14 protein-coding genes are annotated in these 19,437 nt (G+C 69.8%); 9 read left to right on the forward strand and 5 right to left on the reverse strand.

All coding sequences use genetic code 11. The features are described from left to right. Window positions 1–14: 14 nt before the first annotated feature. Window positions 15–602 (reverse strand): single-stranded DNA-binding protein, encoded by a 588-nt coding sequence (locus ACIPXB_RS05170; protein WP_401444746.1) that lies wholly within the window; start codon window positions 600–602, stop codon window positions 15–17. 74 nt (window positions 603–676) lie between these two features. Beyond that, window positions 677–967, reverse strand: a complete 291-nt coding sequence (rpsF, locus tag ACIPXB_RS05175; protein ID WP_004950685.1) for a 30S ribosomal protein S6 — start codon at window positions 965–967, stop codon at window positions 677–679. A 246-nt stretch (window positions 968–1,213) separates the two neighbouring features. Here rpsF and ACIPXB_RS05180 point away from each other — a divergent pair, with 246 nt between their 5' ends. The 3 genes from ACIPXB_RS05180 (at window position 1,214) to ACIPXB_RS05190 (ending at window position 3,828) form a co-directional block, all read left to right on the forward strand. Beyond that, window positions 1,214–1,528, forward strand: a complete 315-nt coding sequence (locus ACIPXB_RS05180) for a hypothetical protein (RefSeq protein ID WP_401444748.1) — start codon at window positions 1,214–1,216, stop codon at window positions 1,526–1,528. 108 nt (window positions 1,529–1,636) lie between these two features. Continuing rightward, a complete protein-coding gene (locus ACIPXB_RS05185) occupies window positions 1,637–2,755 on the forward strand; it encodes a lipid II:glycine glycyltransferase FemX (protein ID WP_401444751.1) in 1,119 nt (372 codons plus the stop codon). Window positions 2,756–2,796: 41 nt separating this feature from the next. Then, a complete protein-coding gene (locus tag ACIPXB_RS05190) occupies window positions 2,797–3,828 on the forward strand; it encodes an alanine racemase (protein ID WP_401444753.1) in 1,032 nt (343 codons plus the stop codon). A 9-nt stretch (window positions 3,829–3,837) separates the two neighbouring features. On the opposite strand, the gene ACIPXB_RS05195 is transcribed toward ACIPXB_RS05190, so the two are convergent. Next, window positions 3,838–5,298, reverse strand: a complete 1,461-nt coding sequence (locus ACIPXB_RS05195) for a glycosyltransferase family 87 protein (RefSeq protein WP_401444756.1) — start codon at window positions 5,296–5,298, stop codon at window positions 3,838–3,840. An 84-nt stretch (window positions 5,299–5,382) separates the two neighbouring features. Then, window positions 5,383–7,977 carry a transglycosylase domain-containing protein gene (locus ACIPXB_RS05200; RefSeq protein WP_401444759.1) on the reverse strand — a complete coding sequence of 865 codons (2,595 nt, stop codon included), beginning with the start codon at window positions 7,975–7,977 and terminating at the stop codon, window positions 5,383–5,385. Window positions 7,978–8,253: 276 nt separating this feature from the next. Here ACIPXB_RS05200 and ACIPXB_RS05205 point away from each other — a divergent pair, with 276 nt between their 5' ends. From ACIPXB_RS05205 to ACIPXB_RS05215, 3 genes are all read left to right on the forward strand, one after another. After that, window positions 8,254–8,856: a PadR family transcriptional regulator gene (locus ACIPXB_RS05205; RefSeq protein ID WP_045945391.1), complete on the forward strand. Its 603-nt coding sequence runs from the start codon at window positions 8,254–8,256 to the stop codon at window positions 8,854–8,856. A 50-nt stretch (window positions 8,857–8,906) separates the two neighbouring features. Continuing rightward, window positions 8,907–9,989: an inositol-3-phosphate synthase gene (locus ACIPXB_RS05210; protein WP_401444761.1), complete on the forward strand. Its 1,083-nt coding sequence runs from the start codon at window positions 8,907–8,909 to the stop codon at window positions 9,987–9,989. A 108-nt stretch (window positions 9,990–10,097) separates the two neighbouring features. After that, a complete protein-coding gene (locus ACIPXB_RS05215) occupies window positions 10,098–11,366 on the forward strand; it encodes an MFS transporter (RefSeq protein ID WP_401444763.1) in 1,269 nt (422 codons plus the stop codon). A gap of 94 nt (window positions 11,367–11,460) precedes the next feature. Here the strand turns inward: ACIPXB_RS05215 and ACIPXB_RS05220 are convergent, their stop codons facing one another. After that, window positions 11,461–12,903 carry a CCA tRNA nucleotidyltransferase gene (locus ACIPXB_RS05220; protein ID WP_401444766.1) on the reverse strand — a complete coding sequence of 481 codons (1,443 nt, stop codon included), beginning with the start codon at window positions 12,901–12,903 and terminating at the stop codon, window positions 11,461–11,463. Window positions 12,904–13,087: 184 nt separating this feature from the next. On the opposite strand from ACIPXB_RS05220, the gene ACIPXB_RS05225 reads away from it, so the two are divergent. The 3 genes from ACIPXB_RS05225 (at window position 13,088) to ACIPXB_RS05235 (ending at window position 19,418) form a co-directional block, all read left to right on the forward strand. Beyond that, window positions 13,088–15,355: a DUF6049 family protein gene (locus ACIPXB_RS05225; RefSeq protein WP_401444768.1), complete on the forward strand. Its 2,268-nt coding sequence runs from the start codon at window positions 13,088–13,090 to the stop codon at window positions 15,353–15,355. Window positions 15,356–15,401: 46 nt separating this feature from the next. Beyond that, entirely contained in the window at window positions 15,402–17,573 is a 2,172-nt protein-coding gene (gene murJ, locus ACIPXB_RS05230) for a murein biosynthesis integral membrane protein MurJ (RefSeq protein ID WP_401444770.1), read from the forward strand. Window positions 17,574–17,690: 117 nt separating this feature from the next. Continuing rightward, entirely contained in the window at window positions 17,691–19,418 is a 1,728-nt protein-coding gene (locus ACIPXB_RS05235; RefSeq protein WP_401444772.1) for a protein kinase family protein, read from the forward strand. Window positions 19,419–19,437: the final 19 nt, after the last annotated feature.

Raw genomic sequence — 19,437 nt, forward strand, 5'->3', positions numbered from 1 at the left:
GGGTACGGGCTGCCCTAGAAGGGCGGCTCGTCCGAGTAGCCGCCGCCGGAGCCGCCGGAGTTTCCACCCCAGCCGCCTCCGCCCTGCTGCTGGCCGCCGGCCGGTGCGCTGGACGCCCACGGGTCGTCGGAGGGAGCTCCGCCGCCCTGCTGGCCGCCGCCACTGGGGGCTCCGCCCCAGTTGCCGCCACCGCCCTGCTGACCGCCACCGCCGCCGTAGCCACCCTGGCCGCCGCGACCGGTGGTCTTGGTGACCTTGGCCGTGGCGTTGCGCAGGCTGGGGCCGACTTCCTCGACGTCCAGCTCGAAGACCGTGCGCTTGACACCCTCACGGTCCTCGTAGGACCGCTGCCGCAGCCGGCCCTGCACGACGACGCGCATGCCCCGCTGAAGGGACTCGGCGACGTTCTCGGCCGCCTGACGCCACACCGAGCAGGTCAGGAACAGGCTCTCGCCGTCCTTCCACTCATTGGTCTGGCGGTCGAAGGTGCGGGGGGTGGACGCGACACGGAACTTCGCGACCGCCGCACCCGAGGGGGTGAAGCGCAGCTCGGGGTCGTCGACGAGATTGCCGACGACCGTGATGACGGTCTCGCCTGCCATGGATGGAACCTCTCGGCGGGGATTGCTGCTGGGCTGCTTGTGCTACTCGGACCCGATTACCGCTGAACCGGAGTTCAGTGGGTCTCGGGACGGAGGACCTTGGTCCGGAGGACCGACTCGTTCAGGTTCATCTGGCGGTCGAGCTCCTTGACGACCGCAGGCTCGGCCTGCAGGTCGATGACCGAGTAGATGCCCTCGGGCTTCTTCTTGATCTCGTAAGCGAGACGACGACGGCCCCAGGTGTCGACCTTCTCCACCTTTCCGTTGCCCTCACGGACGACGGAGAGGAAGTTCTCGATCAGCGGGGAGACAGCGCGCTCCTCGAGATCGGGGTCGAGGATGACCATCACCTCGTAGTGACGCATGTGGAACCCACCTCCTTTGGACTCAGCGGCCACGGTCGTTCCGTGGCAGGAGGGTCGTGATGCGTGTGCACGGCGTCAGAGCAGACACCTGTGCAGACCGTACAGAGTACCTGCTCCCGTCCTTCCGGTTGAAATCCGGCGGTGAAGGGCCACAATCTGTACACATCGGGTGTGCGTGGTGCTATGCCGGGAGAAACCAGGCGTGGCCTTGCGCGACACGTCTCTCTCCGCCGGGAGGTGCCCCTCATGGCACAGGCAATGCGTCCCCAGCCCGAGATCTCTCTGCTGGCGTCCGACGGCAAGCCCCATCCGCTCCAGGACGCCCTGCTGGCGGTGACCGTGGTGCTCGGCGCCGTGGCGTTCGTCACCGGTTTCTTCCCCAACCTGCACCTGCTGAGCTCCTGGACCGGCCTGATCGGGATCATCACCGGGCTCTACGGACAGTTCATCTCGGTGACGACACGCGAGCGATTCGCCTTGATCATTGGGCTCGGCGCCGCTTCCCTCGGGTTCTACCTCGGCATGGCCCACGGCGGGCTCTTCGGCGGCTTGATGGGCTGACCGGGGTACCTCCGCGACAGGACGCCACCCGTCCCCCAGATGGGTGGCGCCCTTGTCACAGTAGGCTTCGCGCCATACCCAGCGAAGCCGCCGGAGGAGACGCCCCGCATGAGCCTGTCCCTGAGGACCATTAGCCGAGAGCAGCATCTGGCATACCTCCAGAGCCTGCCGTCGGCGAGCCACTGCCAGGTCCCGGCGTGGGCCGACGTGAAGAACGAGTGGCGTTCCGAGAACCTCGGTTGGTTCGACGGATCCGGAGAACTCGTGGGCGTCGCCCTCGTGTTGTACCGGCAGCTGCCCAAGGTCAAGCGGTACCTCGCGTACCTGCCCGAGGGCCCGGTCATCAACTGGTACGCGCCCAATCTGGAGGAGTGGCTCCAGCCGATGCTGGCGCACCTGAAGCACCAGGGCGCCTTCACCGTGAAGATGGGCCCGCCCGTCGTCATCCGCCGCTGGAACGCGGCGGCCATCAAGTCCGGCATCCAGGACCCGGAGGTCAGGCGCCTGCGCGACGTGGAGGCCTCGCACATCGAGCCGCGCGCGTTCGAGGTGTCGGACAAGCTGCGCCGGATGGGCTGGCAGCAGGGCGAGGACGGCGGCGCCGGCTTCGGCGACGTCCAGCCCCGCTACGTCTTCCAGGTGCCGCTGGCCAACCGCTCGCTGGACGACGTCCTCAAGGGCTTCAACCAGCTGTGGCGCCGCAACATCAAGAAGGCCGAGAAGGCCGGCGTCGAGGTCGTCCAGGGCGGCTACGAGGACCTGCCGGTGTGGCAGGACCTCTACGAGGTCACGGCCGTGCGCGACAAGTTCCGCCCGCGCCCGCTCAGCTACTTCCAGCGCCAGTGGACGGCCCTCAACTCCGAGGACCCCAACCGGATGCGGCTGTACATCGCCAAGCACGAGGGCGAGCCGCTGGCTGCGGCCACGATGATCACCGTCGGGCAGCACGTCTGGTACTCCTACGGTGCCTCGGCCAACCACAAGCGCGAGGTGCGGCCGTCCAACGCGATGCAGTGGCGGATGCTGCGCGACGCGTACGCGCTCGGCGCGAGCGTGTACGACCTGCGCGGAATCAGTGACACCCTGGACGAGAACGATCACCTGTTCGGCCTGATCCAGTTCAAGGTCGGCACGGGTGGCGAGGCCGTCGAGTACGTCGGCGAGTGGGACTTCCCGCTCAACAAGCTGCTGCACAAGGCGCTCGACATCTACATGTCGCGCCGCTGATCACTGACCCCGCTGTTTTCGAGAAAGGTGCTGGACGGGCCATGGCGCTCACGCTCTACGTCGACACCGCGCGCTGGCGTGCGCACCAGAAGCAGGTGCTCGACCAGTTCCCCGGCATGATCCCGGTCTGCAAGGGCAACGGCTACGGCTTCGGCCACGAGCGGCTCGCGGAGGAGGCGACCCGGCTTGGTGCCGACATCCTGGCGGTGGGCACGACGTACGAGGCCGCCCGCATCAAGGACATGTTCAGCGGCGACCTGCTGGTCCTCACCCCGTTCCGGCGGGGCGAGGAGCCGGTGCCGCTGCCCGACCGGGTCATCCGCTCCGTGTCCTCGGTGGACGGGGTCCGCGGTCTGGTCGGCGCGCGCGTGGTGATCGAGTGCATGAGCTCGATGAAGCGCCACGGCGTCTCCGAGCAGGACCTCGGGCTGCTCCACGCGGCGATCGAGGACGTCCGGCTGGAGGGCTTCGCCCTGCACCTGCCCCTGGACCGCCCCGACGGCTCGGACGCCGTCGAGGAGGTCATCGGCTGGATGGACCGGCTGCGCGCGGCCCGGCTGCCGCTGCACACCATGTTCGTCAGCCACCTCAAGTCCCAGGACCTGATGCGGCTGCAGCAGCAGTTCCCGCAGACCCGCTTCCGGGCCCGGATCGGCACCCGGCTGTGGCTGGGCGACCACGACGCGACCGAGTACCGGGGTTCGGTGCTCGACGTCACGCGGGTGGCCAAGGGCGACCGGTTCGGCTACCGCCAGCAGAAGGCCGCCTCCGACGGCTGGCTGGTCGTGGTCGCGGGCGGTACCTCGCACGGGGTGGGCCTGGAGGCCCCGAAGGCCCTGCACGGCGTGATGCCGCGCGCCAAGGGCGTCGCGCGCGCCGGCCTGGCGACCGTCAACCGGAACCTTTCGCCCTTCGTGTGGGCGGGCAAGCAGCGCTGGTTCGCCGAGCCGCCGCACATGCAGGTGTCGATCCTGTTCGTGCCCTCGGACGCCGAGGAGCCCAAGGTGGGCGACGAGCTGGTGGCGCACCTGCGGCACACCACCACCCAGTTCGACCGGCTGCTCGACGCCTGAGCGGCGCGCTCAGAGCCTGGGTTCCGAGCCCCAGTCGACCCGCTGTCCCTGCGAGGGCGCCGCGTACTGCGGCGCCCTCGTGGCGTGTGTGAGGCTGAAGACGTCCTCGGCCCCGTCCAGGACGCCTCCGGAGGGGTCGTCGACGCCGTCGCGGCGTACGACGTCCCGCTCGGGCATCAGGATGTCGCGCACGACCACCACGCACAGGTAGAGCGTGCCCAGCAGATGCGCGGCGATCGCCAGCTGGTAGCCCTCCACGGGCAGTCCCTGGTGCTTGTCCCCGCTGGTCGTGTAGGCGAGGTACATCCAGATCCCGAGGAAGTACGCGACCTCGCACGCCTGCCAGATCAGGACGTCGCGCCAGCGCGGGCGCGCCAGCGCCACCAGCGGGATCAGCCACAGCACGTACTGCGGCGAGTAGACCTTGTTGGCCAGGATGAAGACGGCGACGACCAGGAAGGCCAGCTGCGCGAAGCGGGGCCGGCGCGGGGCGGTCAGGGCGAGCAGGCCGATGCCCGCGCACAGCAGCAGGGTCAGCAGCGTGGCATAGGTGTTGGCGTTGTCCAGGGGGATCCCGGCGCGCTGCGAGATCAGCAGCCACACGGAGCCGAAGTCGATGGGCCGCTCCTGGCTGAAGGTGTAGAACTTCTTCCACCCCTCCCAGGCCCCCACCATCACGGGCAGGTTCACCACGAGCCAGGAGCCTGCGGCGCCGATCGCCGCGAGGCAGAACGGGCGCCACTTCCCGGCCCGCCAGCACAGCACGAACAGCGGTCCGAGCAGCAGGACGGGATAGAGCTTGGCGGCGGTGGCGAGTCCGATGAGGACGCCGAAGGCCAGGGCACGGCCGCGGGACCACATGAGCATCGCGGCGGCCGTCAGCGCGATCGCCAGGAGGTCCCAGTTGATGGTCGCCGTGAGCGCGAAGGCGGGTGCCAGGGCGAAGAGCAGACCGTCCCAGGGGCGCCGGCGGTGGGTGCGGGCCACGCACACGGCGATCACCGCGGCGCAGGCCATCAGCATGCCCGCGTTGACCATCCAGTAGATCTGCTCGCGGTGCTGCATGCTGCCGCCGGTGGGGGTGACCCAGGAGGCGATCTCCATGAAGAGCCCGGTGAGGACCGGGTACTCCAGGTACTGCATGTCGCCGGGGATGCGGTCGAAGTACGGCGTGAGGTTCTCGGAGAAGCCGCGGGCGACGAACAGGTGCGGGATGTCGGAGTAGCAGGCGTGGGTGTACTGCGAGCCGGCGCCGCGGAACCACGCCCAGTCGTAGCAGGGCAGCTTCTGCACCATGCCGAGGGCGAACATGCCGATCGCGACGAGGACGACGACCCTGACCGGACCCAGCCAGTGGCCGCCGAGCCGGGCGTGGCGGCCCAGCGGACCGCCCAGGAACTGGCTGCCCGCCGCTGCGACCTCGTCCGTCTGCGTCGGCAGTACGGGACGGTCCTCGTGCACCTTCGTCATGCGCTCATCCTGCCGTACCCGCCTGTGGATACGGCGAGGGCCGCCGCACCGAAGTGCGACGGCCCCCGGACGGGAACGGCCGGCTCAGCCGCTGCTCCCCCAGATGGTGCCGCCGGGCCTGCCAGGTCGGCCCGTCTTCGTGCCCGAGGGCGACGGACCGCCGGAGGGTCCGCTGTTGACGCCTCCGTTGGTCACGCCCCCGTCGCTCGTCCCGCCGTTGTTCATGCCGCCGTCGGCGCCCCCGGACACGGTTCCCGGGTCGCAGTACATGTCCCACGGCTTGCAGGACGGCCTGCCGCCCTTGGACGGGGACGGGCTCGTCGACGGGGTGGCCGACGGGGAGGGCGAGGTCGACGGGGGCGGGGTCATCGTCGGCGTCGGCGCGGGCTTCGGGGCGCCCATGGCGTCGGCCACCACTCCGATGGGGTCCGCCTCGGGGAAGCGCTTGACCGGAGTGCCCTTGAGGGCCTCCTTCATGTACTCCGTCCAGATTTCGGCGGGGATGTCGCCACCGTGGATGGAGGGGACACCGCCGACGTTGTTCATGGACATGAGCTTCTTGTCCTGCGAATTGGGGTCGCTGCGGAAGAGCGTGACGGCGGTGGAGAGCTCCGGGGTGTAGCCGACGAACCAGGCCGACTTGTTCTCGTCGGTGGTGCCGGTCTTGCCGGCGGCCGGCCGGCCCAGCTTCTTCGCCTTGGTGCCCGTGCCGTTCTGGACGACGTTCTCCAGGACCTTGGTCAGGTTGTCGGCGATGGAGTTGTCCATGGCCTTCTGCGCCTTGGGCGGCTCGAAGCCGGGCACCTCCTGGCCGTTCTTGAGCACCTTGGTGACGGAGAACGGCTCGTGGTGGGTACCCGAGGCGGCGAAGGTCGCGTAGGAGTCGGCCATACGGATGGCGCTGGGGGTGGAGGTGCCCAGCGCGAACGACGCGTCGGGGTTGGGGTTCATCGACTCCTTGAGGATGCCGGTGGACTCGGCGACCTGGCGGACCTTGTCGTGGCCCACGTCGAAGACGAGCTGCGCGAACGGCGTGTTGATGGACTTCTCCATCGCCTCGTTGAGGGTCACGTAGCCGTACGCGGTGTCGCTCTCGTTCTTCTGCTGGAACGGCTTGCCGGCCGCGTCGCGCAGTGGCTTTCCGTCACGGTTGGTGATGACGGTGAGGTCGTTGCCGTTGTACTTGCTGTCGACCGACAGGCCCTCGCCCTTGGAGTTCTGGGTGCCGTACTGCATCGCGGCGGCCAGCACGTACGGCTTCCAGGTCGAGCCGACCGGGACGCCCTGGGTGTTGGCGTTGTTGCTGAAGTACTTCTTGTCCCAGCCGGGCCCGCCGTACAGGGCGACGATCGCACCGGTCTTCACGTCGACGGACGCCGCGCCGAACTGCACGAACGTGTCGTACTGGGGACGGGCCTTCTCGTCCAGGAAGTCGTTGCGGGTGTCCTCCACCGCCTTGACCAGCGCGTCCACCTTGGGCTTCTGGAAGGTGGTGGTGATCCGGTAGCCGCCGCGCGCCATCTCCTCGGCGCTGATGTTCTTGGTCTTCATGACGTACTGCTTGGCCGTCTCGACCAGGTAGCCGGTCTGCCCGCCCAGGGAGCGGGCCTGCTCGGAGTCGATGAGCTTGGGGAACTCGGTGTACTTGGCCCGCTCGGCCCGGTCCATCCTGCCGACCTCGACCTCGCGGTCCAGCACCCAGGCCCAGCGCTTCATGGCCCGCTCGGTGTTGTCCTTGGGGGTGGCCGCGGCACCGATGCCGCCGTCCGGGTTGTACAGGTTGGGACCCTTGAGGACGGCCGCGAGGAACGCCCCCTCGGACGGCGTGAGGTCCTTGGAGTCCTTGCCGAAGTACGCGCGGGAGGCGGCCTGGATCCCGTAGGCGTCACGGCCGTAGTAGGCGGTGTTGAGGTAGCCCGCCAGGACCGTCGACTTCTCCTCGCTCACACCCAGCTTGATCGAGATGAAGAGCTCGGTGACCTTCCTCTTGAGCGTCTGCTCGGAGCCGAGGTAGGTGTTCTTGACGTACTGCTGGGTGATCGTCGAGCCGCCCTGGGTGGAGCCGCCCTTGGCCATGTTGACCACGGCCCGGGCGATGCCCATCGGGTCCACGCCCCTGTCGGTCTCGAAGGACTCGTTCTCCGCCGCGATCACGGCGTTCTGCATCGACTGCGGGATGTCGCTGAGCGGGACGATCTGCCGGTTGGTGGTGCCACCGGTGGCGGTCATCTGCTCGCCGTTGGCCCAGTAGAAGACGTTGTTCTGGGCCTGGGCGGCCTTGTGGGGGTCGGGCTTGCCCACCATCGCGATGCCGATGCCCGATCCGGCCGTGATGATCGCGAAGAAGCCCAGCATCGTGCCACAGACGAGCTTCCACGACGGCACGAAGCGGCGCCAGCCGTCCCGGTCGGCACGCGGGTAGTTGATCAGGCCCTTGCGCGGGCGGCCGGCTCCGGTTCCGGTTCCGCCACGGCCCCGGCCTGCGGCGACGTCTCGCTGCGCGGCCCGACGGGCTCCCGCGCGGCCCCCGCCGGGCGGTCCGTAGGAACTGCTGGGTGAAGCGGTGGGGACATCGTGTCCGGGCGCTGCGCCCCGGCCGGGGCGCAGCTGGGCGGCCCGGCGGGCCGCTGCGCGGCCGCCGTCGGGCGACTGCGGCGGTTTGCGGCGGTGCTCGCTCATCGAACGACTACTCCTCAGGCAGGCGCGTGACCTGGCGGCGGCAGGTGGCTTCCGGTTCCCCCCGGTGTCATGGCGAACAGAGTACGCACGCTCAAAACCCACCCACCGCCGAAGTTCACCCCAAATCAGGCAACGTGCCTGCTGCGAATCGGTGATGTGACGCCGGTCACCACGTCGGGCCTTGTCGGTTCGGTCGGCCCGTTCTATCGTCTGGATGTATCGAGCCGATACATCAGCTCGACATAAACAGCTCTGGGGCGGAGGTGGAAAGGGCGGATGAGCAGACGCTCCGGCATCCTCGAGTTCGCCGTCCTCGGCCTGCTCCGCGAATCCCCCATGCACGGGTACGAGCTGCGCAAGCGGCTCAACACCTCGCTGGGGGTGTTCCGGGCGTTCAGTTACGGAACGCTCTATCCCTGCCTGAAGACGCTCGTCGCCAACGGCTGGTTGATCGAGGAGCCGGGCAACGCCCCCGAGGACGCTCTCGCCGCTTCACTCGCAGGGCGCCGCGCCAAGATCGTCTACCGGTTGACGGCAGCGGGCAAGGAGCACTTCGAGGAGCTCCTGTCGCACACCGGGCCCGACACCTGGGAGGACGAGTCCTTCGCCGCCCGCTTCGCCTTCTTCGGCCAGACCGAACGAGACGTGCGGATGCGGGTACTGGAGGGCCGCCGCAGCAGGCTCGAGGAGCGCCTGGAGAAGATGCGCGCCTCGCTCGCCCGTACACGTGAGCGCCTCGACGACTACACGCTCGAGCTGCAGCGACACGGAATGGAATCCGTGGAGCGCGAAGTGCGCTGGCTGAACGAGCTCATCGAGAGCGAGCGGGCGGGACGGGACCAGAGACGTCCCGGGCCGCCCGACGAAACCGCAAAATGAGGCCCTGCGCCACGCAGGCCTCGTCCGAGAACAAACAGGGAGCAACCGGAATGGGTTCGGTTCGCGTAGCCATCGTCGGCGTGGGCAACTGCGCCGCCTCGCTGGTGCAGGGCGTCGAGTACTACAAGGACGCCGACCCGGCGACCAAGGTCCCCGGCCTGATGCACGTCCAGTTCGGCGACTACCACGTCGGCGATGTCGAGTTCGTCGCCGCCTTCGACGTGGACGCGAAGAAGGTCGGCCTCGACCTCTCGGACGCCATCGGCGCCAGCGAGAACAACACCATCAAGATCTGCGACGTCCCGAACACGGGCGTGACCGTGCAGCGCGGCCACACCCTGGACGGCCTGGGCAAGTACTACCGGATGACCATCGAGGAGTCCGCCGAGGCCCCGGTCGACGTCGTCCAGATCCTCAAGGACCGCCAGGTCGACGTTCTCGTCTGCTACCTGCCCGTCGGCTCCGAGGATGCGGCGAAGTTCTACGCCCAGTGCGCCATCGACGCCAAGGTCGCCTTCGTCAACGCCCTCCCGGTCTTCATCGCCGGCACCAAGGAGTGGGCGGACAAGTTCACCGAGGCGGGCGTCCCGATCGTCGGCGACGACATCAAGTCGCAGGTCGGCGCCACCATCACGCACCGCGTCATGGCGAAGCTGTTCGAGGACCGCGGTGTCCGTCTTGAGCGCACCATGCAGCTCAACGTCGGCGGCAACATGGACTTCAAGAACATGCTCGAGCGCGACCGCCTCGAGTCCAAGAAGATCTCCAAGACGCAGGCCGTCACCTCGCAGATCCCCGACCGCGAGCTCGGCGAGAAGAACGTCCACATCGGCCCGTCCGACTACGTCGCGTGGCTCGACGACCGCAAGTGGGCCTACGTCCGTCTCGAGGGCCGTGCCTTCGGCGACGTCCCGCTGAACCTCGAGTACAAGCTCGAGGTGTGGGACTCCCCGAACTCCGCCGGTGTCATCATCGACGCCCTGCGCGCCGCGAAGATCGCCAAGGACCGCGGCATCGGCGGCCCGATCCTGTCGGCGTCGAGCTACTTCATGAAGTCCCCGCCGGTGCAGTACTTCGACGACGAGGCCCTGGCCAACGTCGAGAAGTTCATCAAGGGCGAGGTCGAGCGCTAAGCAAGGACGACGCCATGTCCTTACGACATCTGGACTTCGGCTGTTCTTCCGCGGAGGGTCCCCGGGCAATGCGCCCGGGGACCCTCCGCGTATGTGACCCTTGCCCTCATGCCTGTCGTAGGTGATCTGCGCGTACTCGTGCGCCTGAGGGATTTCCGCAATCTGCTCGCCGTACGACTGCTCTCCCAGGCAGCCGACGGCGTCTACCAGGTCGCGCTCGCCACCTACGTGGTCTTCTCCCCGGAGAAGCAGACCTCCCCCACGGCGATCGCCTCGGCGATGGCGGTGCTGCTCCTGCCCTACTCCGTGATCGGCCCCTTCGCCGGAGTGCTGCTGGACCGCTGGCGGCGCCGCCAGGTCTTCCTCTACGGCAACCTGCTGCGGGCCTTCCTCGCCTGTGTCACCGGCCTGCTGATCGCCGTCCACGTTCCGGACTGGCTCTTCTACGCGTCCGCCCTGTCCGTGACCGCCGTCAACCGTTTCGTCCTGGCCGGCCTGGCCGCCTCGCTGCCGCATGTCGTCGAACCCGGCCAGCTGGTCACCGCCAACGCCCTCTCGCCCACTGCCGGCACTCTCGCCGCGACGGCCGGCGGGGCCCTGGCCTTCCTCCTGCGACTGCTCGTCGGCGGCTCCAACGCCCTGGTCGTCCTGCTGGGCGCGGTGCTCTACCTGGCCGCCGCCCTGGTCTCGCTCCGGCTGGCCATCGGGCTCCTGGGGCCCGACCGCCACCTGGGCCCGGACCGCCCCTCGGTGACCGAGGGCGTCGTCCTGACCGTGCGGGGGATGGCGCAGGGCCTGCGGCACCTCGCCGAGCGCCGTGAGGCCGCCCAGGCCCTCACCGCCATGACCGTGATGCGCTTCTGCTACGGCGCGCTCACGGTGATGCTCCTGATGCTCTGCCGCTACGCCTGGTCCGCCACCGAATCGGAAGGGCTCGCGCTGCTGGGGCTGGCCGTCGGGGTCTCCGGGGCGGGGTTCTTCGCGGCCGCCGTCGTGACCCCGTGGCTGGTGGGCCGCCTGGGCACCCGGGGCTGGATCGTCGCCTGCTGCGCCGGCGCGGCCGTCCTGGTGCCGTCCCTCGGCCTCTTCTTCACCCCGGGGCCGATACTGGCCGCCGCCTTCATCCTCGGGCTCGCCACCCAGGGCGCGAAGATCTCCACCGACACCGTCGTGCAGTCCCGGATCGACGACACCTTCCGGGGCCGGGTCTTCTCCGTCTACGACGTGCTCTTCAACGTCGCCTTCGTCGGGGCGGCCGCGGTCGCCGCGCTCATGCTTCCCCCCGATGGCACGTCGGCCACCCTGATCCTGGGCGTCGCCACGCTCTACGGCGTGACGGCGATCGTCCTGGGGCGTCAGGGGCGACGTTTCACGTGAAACATCGCGAGGCCGCGTGAAACCGCGGCCTCGGAGTTCCCGGGACAGCCGGACCCGCGCGATGTTTCACGTGAAACATCGCGCGCGGCCACGCTCAGGCCTGTCCGGCCCACCAGTCCTTGAGGGCCGCCACCGCCGCGTCGCGGCCCATCGGGCCGTTCTCCAGCCGCAGCTCCAGCAGGAACGCATAGGCCCTGCCGATCACCGGGCCGGGACCCACGCCGAGAGTCTGCATGATCTCGTTGCCGTCCAGGTCGGGGCGGATCGCATCCAGCTCCTCCTGCTCCTTGAGCTGGGCGATCCGCTCCTCCAGGCCGTCGTAGGCACGGGAGAGAGCGGAAGCCTTGCGCTTGTTGCGGGTGGTGCAGTCCGAGCGGGTCAGCTTGTGCAGCCGCTCCAGCAGCGGGCCGGCGTCACGGACGTACCGGCGGACGGCGGAGTCGGTCCACTCTCCCTCGCCGTAGCCGTGGAAGCGCAGGTGCAGCTCCACGAGTCGGGAGACGTCCTTGACCATGTCGTTGGAGTACTTCAGCGCGGTCATGCGCTTCTTGGTCATCTTCGCGCCCACCACCTCGTGGTGGTGGAACGAGACCCGGCCGTCGGTCTCGAACCGGCGGGTACGCGGCTTTCCGATGTCATGGAGCAGGGCGGCCAGCCGCAGCACGAGGTCGGGGCCGTCCTCCTCCAGATCGATCGCCTGCTCCAGCACGATCAGCGAGTGGTCGTAGACGTCCTTGTGCCGGTGGTGTTCGTCACTCTCCAGCCGCAGGGCCGGCAGCTCGGGCAGGACGTGGTCGGCCAGACCGGAGTCGACCAGCAGCCCCAGGCCCTTGCGCGGGTGCGCGGCCAGCAGCAGCTTGTTCAGCTCCGCCTGGACCCGCTCGGCCGAGACGATCTCGATCCGGTCCGACATCGCCTTCATCGCGGCGACCACCTCGGGAGCCACCTCGAAGTCGAGCTGGGCCGCGAAGCGGGCCGCGCGCATCATGCGCAGCGGGTCGTCGGAGAAGGAGTCCTCGGGGGTGCCCGGAGTGCGCAGGATCCGCGCCTGGAGATCCTCCAGACCGCCGTGCGGGTCGATGAAGCGCTGCTCGGGCAGGGCCAGGGCCATGGCGTTGACCGTGAAGTCGCGGCGGACCAGGTCCTCCTCGATGGAGTCGCCGTAGGACACCTCGGGCTTGCGCGAGGTCCTGTCGTACGCCTCCGACCGGTAGGTCGTGACCTCGATCTGGAAGCTGTCCTTCTGGGCGCCGATCGTGCCGAAGGCGATACCGACGTCCCACACCGAGTCCGCCCACGGCCGGACGATCTTCAGAACGTCCTCGGGGCGGGCGTCCGTGGTGAAATCCAGATCGTTACCAAGACGCCCGAGCAGTGCGTCGCGGACCGAGCCGCCGACCAGGGCGAGGTGGAAACCCGCCTCCTGGAACCGGCGGCCGAGCTCGTCGGCGACAGGGGCGACCCGCAGCAGTTCGCTCACCGCGCGGTGCTGCACCTGGGTCAGGGCACTGGGATTGTCTTCGTTGGCGTTCGGCACAACAGAAAAGGGTACGTGCCCCGCCCGGCGGGGGCGTCACCGTTTTACGGCGACCCCGGCACCGCAGACCCCCTGCCGGGCACGATCATGTGGGGCAAGGCGCGGCACTGGCGCACAGCGGGCCTCGTTACCATGCGTAGACGCACAAACGACGACCACTGACACTTCGAGGACGGGCGAGCGCGTGGCCGAGGCGGCAGACATCCAGGGGACCTCCCCCGCTCCTGCCCGCCGCCGCTGGCTGCGGCGGGCGGTCGTCCTGCTCGCCGGGACGCCCGTGCTCGCCGCTCTCGTCTACGCCCCCGCGCCCGGTGCCCAGGCCGCCGAGACGACCGGTGGCGGCAGTGTCGACGTACAGCTGGACGCTCTGACTCCGGCCGCCCCCGTCAAGGGCGACACGCTCACCATCTCCGGCAAGATCGTGAACAACAGCCACGAGACGATCACGGGCGGGCACGTGGGCCTGCGGGTCGGCCCGGTCCTGGCCGACCGGGACGCGATCGACGAGGCCGCCGACCGGACCGACCACCGCCCCGGCAGCGACCCCGCCGAGATCGACCAGGCCTACTCGGTGAAGCTCCCCGCGCTGCCGGCGAAGGCCGACCAGGAGTTCACGCTCAAGGTCCCGGTCAACAAGCTGGACCTGCCCAAGGACGGCGTCTACCAGCTGGGCGTCTCCGTGTCCGGGGAAACCAGTGGACGGCCTTCCGAGCAGGTCCTCGGTGTCGAGCGGACCTTCCTGCCCTGGCAGCCCGAAGCGGCGGCCAAGCGCTCCCAGATCTCGTACGTGTGGCCACTGATCTCCACCACCCACCTGACGGCGGAGACCGGCTCCGACCGGAGCCAGACGCCCGTCTTCCTCAACGACGACCTCGCCGCCGAGCTGGAACCCGGTGGCCGTCTGGACCAGATGGTCAGTCTCGGCAAGGAGCTGCCCGTCACCTGGGTCATCGATCCCGACCTGCTCAACACGGTCGACGCGATGGCCGAGGGCTACCGGGTGCGCACACCGGACGGCAAGAGCGTCCCGGGTCGCAAGAAGGCGGTCGCCGAGCGGTGGCTGAGCTCCCTGGAGGCGGCGGTCCAGGGCAAGAAGGTCGTCGCGCTGCCCTTCGCCGACCCCGATCTCGCCTCCCTCGCCCACCACGGCAAGGACGTCTCCGGCACCCTGGGCCAGCTCCGGCCGGCCACCGACAAGGCCAGGAAGGCCGTCGAGACCGTCCTGCACGTCACCCCGTCCACGGACTTCTCCTGGCCGGTGAACGGCGCCATCGACCCGGCGATCGTCAACGTCGCCACCTCCGCCGGCGCCCACAACGTGCTCACCCGCAGCGACAGCCTCCAGGAGGGCGGCGGTCTCGGCTACACCCCGTCCGCGCCCCGGCCGATCGGGGCGGGCGTCACCGCCGTCGTCGCCGACGCCCGCCTGTCCACCGCCTTCGAGGGCGACATGCTGGCCGTCGAGAACTCCGTCCTGGCCGTGCAGCGGTTCCTCGCCCAGTCCCTGGCGCTGAACCTGCAGAACACCGACCAGCAGCGCAGCTTCGTCGTCGCCCCGCAGCGCATGCCCTCCTCCAGCCAGGTCCAGTCGATGGCGTCCGCCCTGCGCGCGCTCCAGGCCGGCCGCTGGACCCAGCCCCAGGACCTGGAGGCCGCCGCGGCCGCCAAGCCCGATCCGGGTGCCACCACCCAGGTGCCCGGCGCGGGCCAGTACCCGGAGGCCCTGAGCAAGCAGGAGCTCCCGCAGAGCGCCTTCGAGCAGATCCGCACCACCCAGAACACCCTGGACCACTTCAAGGTGATCCTCTCCGCTCCCGACCGCGTCGAGATCCCCTTCGGCAACACCACGAACCGGGAGATGTCCACCTCCTGGCGCGGCAGGCCGCAGGAGGCCCGGATCTACCGCGAGGGCGTCCAGCAGTACCTGATCGGGCTCACCGAGAAGGTGCAGCTGATCCCCAAGACGGACGCGACCCTTTCCGGGCACAGCGCCACCATCCCCGTCACCGTCCAGAACCAGCTCGTGCAGGATGTGCAGGGGCTCGTGCTGCGGGTGAAGTCCGCCAACCCCACCCGCCTGATGTTCGGCGACGGCGGCCAGCAGGACGTCACGGTCCAGGCCGAACACAGCCAGACCCTGAAGTTCACCGCCAACGCCACCGCCAGCGGTCCCGTAGAGGTCACCGCGCAGCTCTACACCAAGGACGGCGTGCCCTACGGCAAGGAACGCAAGTTCATCGTCGAGGCCACGGAGATCACCCCGACCGTCATGTTCGTCATCGCAGGCGGCATGCTTCTCCTCGTACTCGCGGGCATCAAGATGTACGCCAGCCGCAAACGTGTCGCCGCGCGTGCTGCCGCCGAGGAGAACACGCAGCAGAGTGACGAGTCACCGGACACCGGAGCGCAAAGCACCGGCACGTCCGGCCCGGGTGAGACAGTGGACCGTTGAGCGATGCCGTGGCCGGTCGGCCTGGGGACGATGAGGTGGGGTTTCGATGAACGCGCCGTACGACGACCGCGCGCAGGGCGCAGGCGTGCCCGCGCCCTCCCAGGGCACGGCTCCCGGCACGCCCGTGCCGGGGCAGGTGCCGCCGCCGGCCCACGCGCCGGACCGTGACCCCTACGTCCAGGACGCCTACGCCTTCGATCCGTACCGGGCACAGGACCTGTCGGCACAGGACCCCGTCGGCGAGGCCCTCTACGACCGGGCCGCGCACCCCCCGCCGCCCCCGGGCACCTACCAGGAGCCGAACCCGCTCTACGCGGCCCCGCCGGCCCCTGCCTACGCCCCGGACCCACAGGTATGGGCCCAGACGCCGCCGCCCGAGCCGGACGGCCCCTCCCGCCACCTGCCGTACGGCGACCGGACGACCACCACGCAGTTCGTCGGGGTGGACTCCCTGGTGACGCACTCGGCGGAGGAGGAGCGCGAGCCGGACGCGTTCGCGCACCTGTACAAGGACCAGCAGGCCGCCCCCGGTGCCCCCGTCGAGGAGGCTCCGGTCGCGGCGCCCGCACCCAGCAAGCCCGCCGGACGCGCCGCCGGGCTGCTCAAGTCCAGCGCCCTGATGGCCGCCGGCACGATCGTCTCCCGCCTGACCGGCTTCCTGAAGACCCTCGCCATCGCCGCCGCGATCGGCGTCGGCACGTTCAACGACACCTACCAGGTCGCCAACACCCTGCCCACGATGATCTACGTCCTCGTCGGCGGCGGCGCCCTCAACGCCGTCTTCATCCCGCAGCTCGTGCGGGCGATGAAGAACGACGACGACGGGGGAGAGGCCTACGCCAACCGGCTGCTGACCCTGGTCGTCGTGCTGCTCGCGGCGGTCACCACCATCTGTGTGCTCGCGGCGCCGGTGTTCATCACGATGATGTCGCCGAAGATCGCTTCCGACCCGAAGCAGATGGAAGTGGCGACGGCGTTCGCCCGCTACTGCCTGCCGACGATGTTCTTCATGGGCATCCACGTGGTCCTCGGTCAGATCCTCAACGCCCGGGGCCGCTTCGGCGCGATGATGTGGACCCCGGTCCTGAACAACATCGTCGTCATCGCCACCTTCGGCGCCTTCATCTGGGCCTTCGGCGGCTTCACCACCTCCGGCGTCAGCAGCGCCACCGTCACCCCCGAGGGCGTGCGTCTGCTGGGTCTGGGCACCCTGCTCGGTCTGGTCGTCCAGGCCCTGGCGATGCTGCCCTACCTGCGCGACGCCGGCTTCAAGCCGCGCCTGCGCTTCGACTGGCGGGGCCACGGTCTGGGCAAGGCCGCGCGCCTGGCCAAGTGGACCTTCTTCTTCGTCCTCGCCAACCAGATCGGCCTGGTCGTCGTCACCCAGCTCGCCACCTGGGCCGGCTCCGTCGCCGAGAAGCAGGGCCACCCCGGCACCGGCATCACCGCCTACAACTACGCGCTGCTGCTGTGGCAGATGCCGCAGGCCATCATCACGGTCTCCGTCATGACGGCCGTCCTGCCCCGTATCTCGCGCTCCGCGCACGACGGGGACGCCGCCGCCGTCCGCGACGACATCTCCTACGGCCTGCGCACCTCGGCCGTCGCGATCGTGCCCTGCGCCTTCGCGTTCCTGGCCCTCGGCGTGCCGATGGCCACCCTGCTCTACGCGGGCTCCGGTTCGGGCGCCCAGAACATCGGCTACGTCCTGATGGCCTTCGGCCTCGGACTGATCCCGTACTCGGTCCAGTACGTCGTCCTGCGCGGGTTCTACGCCTACGAGGACACCCGCACCCCCTTCTACAACACGGTGATCGTCGCGGGCGTCAACGCGGCGGTCTCCGCGCTGGCCTTCTTCGTGCTGCCGGCCCGCTGGGCCGTGGTCGGCATGGCCGCCGCCTACGGTCTCGGCTTCGCGGTCGGTGTCACCGTCGCCTGGCGCCGGCTGCGCAAGCGCCTGGGCGGAGACCTCGACGGCGCACGCGTGATCCGCACCTACGCCCGCCTGGCCGGGGCCTGCCTCCCCGCCGCCCTCGTCGCCGGTGCCGCCGCGTACGCCATCACCCGCGCGCTGGGAAGCGGAGCTCTCGCGTCCGCGGCCTCTCTGGCGGCCGGAATCGTGCTGCTGGCGGCCGTCTTCCTCGCCGCCGCCAAGCGCATGCGCATCGAGGAGCTCAACGCGATGGTCGGGATGGTGCGCGGGCGTCTGGGGCGCTGATGCGCACAACCATCACGCCCCTTCGTGTGTCGTGCATAGCGGCTGACTGTGGGCACAATTGGCATGGCTTCGCAGACTGGCCGACAGCGCGCAACGGATGGGGAGGCAGGAACGACGGTGGCGGAACGTAGCACGGCTGCCGTCGACGTGGCCGACAACAGCGGCGACGAGCCGCTGGCCGCACAGGCGGCCAAGGCCACGGCCGACGGGGTGGAAGCCCAGAACGGACGAGCCGCGGACGGACCCATGCCCGAATCGGACGGTGAACGGAGGGCGACGGCACCGACCGCCGCGCCCGAACTCCACAGCGGCCACAAGCTCGCCAGACGCTACCGGCTCGAGGAGTGCGTCACCCGTCTGGACGGATTCAGCAGCTGGCGTGCGATGGACGAGAAGCTGCGGCGTGCCGTCGGCGTCCACCTGCTCCCCGCCGACCACCCCCGCGCCCGCAGCGTGCTGGCCGCGGCCCGCTCCTCCGCCCTCCTCGGCGACCCCCGGTTCGTGCAGGTGCTCGACGCGGTGGAGGAGAACGACCTCGTCTACGTCGTCCACGAGTGGCTGCCCGACGCCACCGAGCTGACCACGATCCTCGCCGCCGGCCCGCTGGAGCCCCACGAGGCGTACCAGCTCGTCAGCCAGGTCTCCCAGGCCATGACGGCCGCCCACCGCGAGGGCCTGGCCCACCTGCGGCTCACGCCCAGCGCGATACTGCGCACCTCCACCGGCCAGTACCGCATCCGCGGCCTCGCGGTGAACGCGGCCCTGCGCGGCATCACCAGCGACACCCCGCAGCGCGCGGACACCGAGGCGATCGGCGCCCTGCTGTACGCCTCCCTCACCCAGCGCTGGCCCTACGAGAGCGACGCGTACGGCCTGAGCGGCCTGCCCAAGGGCGTCGGGCTGCTCCCCCCGGACCAGGTCCGCGCCGGTGTCCACCGTGGCCTGGGCGAGCTCGCGATGCGCGCCCTCGCCAATGACGGCGCCACCGCCTCCCGCCAGGAACCGGCCTGCACCACCCCCGAGGAGCTGGCCAAGGCCGTTGCCGCGATGCCCCGCATCCGGCCCCCTGAGCCGGCGTTCACCGCCCCGCCGGAGTACCAGCACACCACCTACCAGCAGGGCAGCTACGGCCGCCCCGCGCCGCGTCCCGGCGTTCCCGTCACCGCGACGATGCCCGTGCAGCCCCCTCCGGCCCCGCTGCAGAGCCGTACGGGGCGTGTCCTGAAGTGGGGCGTCGCAGCCCTCCTCATCGCCGCGCTCGGCCTGGGCAGCTGGCAGCTCGCCGACGCCCTCCTGGACCACGCCAACGGGGACAGCGGCAACAGCACGTCGCAGACCCCCAAGCCCGGCGGCGAGGCCCAGAAGAAGCCGGAAGTGGGCGGGGCCATCAAGATCAAGGACGCCTCGGTCTTCGGCCTGGATGCCATGAACGCCGCGAAGGCCGGGAACACCGTCGACGGCAAGAGCGACACGTCGTGGACCACCAAGACGTTCCTCACCGATCCCGACTTCGGCCGTCTGGAAGGCTACGACGACGGCACCGGCATCGTCGTCGATCTCGGCAGCGTCCAGGAGGTCATGGGCCTTGACGTGGAGCTGACCGCCGCCGGGCAGAAGATCCAGGTTCGCGCCGCCGCACCGGAGGCTTCGTCACCGCATTCCCTCAGCGAGTTCCCGCAGGAGCTCGTGAAGCTGGGGACCAAGGAGAAGAAGCTGCACGCCACCGTGGACAACCCGATCAGGACCCGGTACGTGCTGGTCCACATCACCTCACTGGCCCCTGCTGAAGGGGGCAACTACCGCGGCGGCATCAAGGAGATCAAGGTCCTCGGCAAAGCCGGCTGACTTCGGTCAGGGGGAGGTG

The sequence above is a fragment of the Streptomyces sp. NPDC090022 genome (assembly GCF_044748145.1).
In the GTDB taxonomy this organism is placed as follows: Bacteria; Actinomycetota; Actinomycetes; order Streptomycetales; family Streptomycetaceae; genus Streptomyces.

Coding starts and splice junctions, on each gene's coding strand:
- ACIPXB_RS05170 (WP_401444746.1), bottom strand. CDS start 602: ATGGCAGGCGAGACCGTCATCACGGTCGTCGGCAATCTCGTCGACGAC.
- rpsF (WP_004950685.1), bottom strand. CDS start 967: ATGCGTCACTACGAGGTGATGGTCATCCTCGACCCCGATCTCGAGGAG.
- ACIPXB_RS05180 (WP_401444748.1), top strand. CDS start 1,214: ATGGCACAGGCAATGCGTCCCCAGCCCGAGATCTCTCTGCTGGCGTCC.
- ACIPXB_RS05185 (WP_401444751.1), top strand. CDS start 1,637: ATGAGCCTGTCCCTGAGGACCATTAGCCGAGAGCAGCATCTGGCATAC.
- ACIPXB_RS05190 (WP_401444753.1), top strand. CDS start 2,797: ATGGCGCTCACGCTCTACGTCGACACCGCGCGCTGGCGTGCGCACCAG.
- ACIPXB_RS05195 (WP_401444756.1), bottom strand. CDS start 5,298: ATGACGAAGGTGCACGAGGACCGTCCCGTACTGCCGACGCAGACGGAC.
- ACIPXB_RS05200 (WP_401444759.1), bottom strand. CDS start 7,977: ATGAGCGAGCACCGCCGCAAACCGCCGCAGTCGCCCGACGGCGGCCGC.
- ACIPXB_RS05205 (WP_045945391.1), top strand. CDS start 8,254: ATGAGCAGACGCTCCGGCATCCTCGAGTTCGCCGTCCTCGGCCTGCTC.
- ACIPXB_RS05210 (WP_401444761.1), top strand. CDS start 8,907: ATGGGTTCGGTTCGCGTAGCCATCGTCGGCGTGGGCAACTGCGCCGCC.
- ACIPXB_RS05215 (WP_401444763.1), top strand. CDS start 10,098: ATGCCTGTCGTAGGTGATCTGCGCGTACTCGTGCGCCTGAGGGATTTC.
- murJ (WP_401444770.1), top strand. CDS start 15,402: ATGAACGCGCCGTACGACGACCGCGCGCAGGGCGCAGGCGTGCCCGCG.